Origin of the sequence: Streptomyces sp. JJ66 (assembly GCF_019303495.1) — a bacterium.
GTDB lineage: Bacteria > Actinomycetota > Actinomycetes > Streptomycetales > Streptomycetaceae > Streptomyces.
Genome location: NZ_JAEVFI010000009.1, coordinates 159,021 through 159,753, shown reverse-complemented (window position 1 = coordinate 159,753; position 733 = coordinate 159,021). Strand labels below are relative to the sequence as shown.

General features: G+C 60.0%; 2 rRNA genes (both only partly in view). Both read left to right on the top strand.

From position 1 onward, the window contains the following. A 16S ribosomal RNA gene (locus JJV70_RS09125) occupies window positions 1-92 on the top strand (it extends 1,331 nt beyond the left edge of the window). 124 nt (window positions 93-216) lie between these two features. Next, window positions 217-733, top strand: a 23S ribosomal RNA gene (locus JJV70_RS09120) (it continues 2,180 nt past the right edge of the window). Together the 16S and 23S rRNA genes form the textbook arrangement of a ribosomal RNA operon.

Here is a 733-nt window from a genome sequence, read left to right as displayed (position 1 = left end):
CTATTCAGCTGGCCGTGGGGGCCGGGTTGCTAGTACTGCCGTGAGGTGTGGAACGTGACCGGGTTCTCGGGGTTGGTTGGGTGTGCTGTTGGGTGTCTGAGGGTGCGGCCGTTGGTCTGCCCTTGGTTGCCGGTCCCAGTGAACTCAGGCTGTGTGTTTGGGGTGGTGGGTGGCTGGTTGTTGTTTGAGAACTGCACAGTGGACGCGAGCATCTGTGGCCAAGTTTTTAAGGGCGCACGGTGGATGCCTTGGCACCAGGAACCGATGAAGGACGTGGGAGGCCGCGATAGGCCCCGGGGAGCTGTCAACCGAGCTGTGATCCGGGGGTGTCCGAATGGGGAAACCCGGCAGTCGTCATGGGCTGTCACCTACACCTGAACGCATAGGGTGTGTGGAGGGAACGCGGGGAAGTGAAACATCTCAGTACCCGCAGGAAGAGAAAACAACCGTGATTCCGGGAGTAGTGGCGAGCGAAACTGGATGAGGCTAAACCGCAGGCGTGTGATACCCGGCAGGGGTTGCGTGTGTGGGGTTGTGGGAGTTTGCTTGACTGGTCTGCCGGCCGGTCGGTGAGTGATAAACCGTATGGGTAGGCGAAGGGCATGCGAAAGGCCCGGCGTAGAGGGTAAGACCCCCGTAGCTGAAATCTGTACGGCTCGCTTGTGAACCACCCAAGTAGCATGGGGCTCGAGGAATCCTGTGTGAATCTGGCGGGACCACCCGTTAAGCCTAA